The organism is Paenibacillus tianmuensis (assembly GCF_900100345.1).
Lineage (GTDB): Bacteria > Bacillota > Bacilli > Paenibacillales > NBRC-103111 > Paenibacillus_G > Paenibacillus_G tianmuensis.
Map to the genome: position 1 here is coordinate 1 of NZ_FMTT01000110.1, position 1,138 is coordinate 1,138.

Sequence of the window (1,138 nt, forward strand, 5' to 3'; positions counted from 1 at the left end):
ACTTTCTCGAAACTTTTTGAGCTTTGCTTTTTTGGCTTCTGCCATGATTTTGTTGAAGTAGTTCCACTATGATGAGTTTTCAGACACGCCCTAGTCAAAAAATAACCAGAGTTTGTCCCTATTGTTTGAAGGAAGTAAAGTATCATCGGTATTCATGGTCACTAATTTATAACATGACTTGTCCAAAACATGGGAATAATCTGGTGTGGGGATGTCCTGATTGCTTAAAGCATTTCACATTAGAGGATGTGTTCGAGGGTCGCTGTACTTATTGTCAGAAGGTACTCTCATCTATTAAAAGCATGTCTGCGAGAATCAGCATAAATTTTCCTGCTGAATTATCACATTGGAGTTTTCTCAGAAACAGGAATTACCTCTTAAACTCATTTATGAGAAAGACATATGAACGTGAGTGGTTTTTGAATAAAACTGTTTACGACCACATATATGACGCTCCTTTACTTGAAGCATCACAGGGATCATTTGACGAAACCCATCTTCATATAGAAGATATTGCACTCCTATCTTCTCAACCCCTTATTAATATCAATTACTACTTAGGTTCACACAAGATTCCAATAGAGAATCATCCTAGAAATCGAGGACAAACCATCAGGTTTGACTTTTACAAGCAACATATTGAACAAATCAAGCAACGCTAATCAATGCCAATCCGGGCAGGGTGCCCAATGAGGTTTGTTTTACTAAGGAAAATCAGAACCAAGAGATGGCTTTTAGCGGGGAACTCTTGTCCATTACTTTTAGACGATACGATGTTCGTGCAACGGTTGTAATTCTACTAATCGTTATGCCCAAACAATCAATACTTTATACATTAAGTAATAAATTTATTCGGGAGGAAATATGAAAAAAGAAAAAACAAAGCTGTTACCTTGCCGACCAAATATGTACTTGGATGAGTCTTATGAAGGATACGCTTTGAGGTTGTCATATGAGAATAATTCTGAAATTCGCGACATTAAGAAATTCCTTTCCGTAACATCTGGAGGTAGCTCGATCAAAACATTGCAAAAGATGATTGACCTCCTGGAATTAGTCACAGGGAAGGATCTAAAGCAAACCCCAAAGAATAGTTTCCATTCACGCCTGTTGATTAACCAGATACTGGTTTTTTGAG

The 1,138-nt window shown here is 37.3% G+C and carries 2 protein-coding genes; both read left to right on the top strand.

What is annotated here, in order from left to right; all coding sequences use genetic code 11:
* The first annotated feature begins 71 nt into the window (after positions 1-71).
* A complete protein-coding gene (locus BLO51_RS31350; protein ID WP_217266817.1) occupies positions 72-662 on the top strand; it encodes a TniQ family protein in 591 nt (196 codons plus the stop codon).
* A gap of 202 nt (positions 663-864) precedes the next feature.
* Positions 865-1,137 (top strand): hypothetical protein, encoded by a 273-nt coding sequence (locus BLO51_RS28355; RefSeq protein ID WP_090677494.1) that lies wholly within the window; start codon positions 865-867, stop codon positions 1,135-1,137.
* Position 1,138 lies beyond the last annotated feature (1 nt).

Coding starts and splice junctions, on each gene's coding strand:
- BLO51_RS31350 (WP_217266817.1), top strand. CDS start 72: ATGAGTTTTCAGACACGCCCTAGTCAAAAAATAACCAGAGTTTGTCCC.
- BLO51_RS28355 (WP_090677494.1), top strand. CDS start 865: ATGAAAAAAGAAAAAACAAAGCTGTTACCTTGCCGACCAAATATGTAC.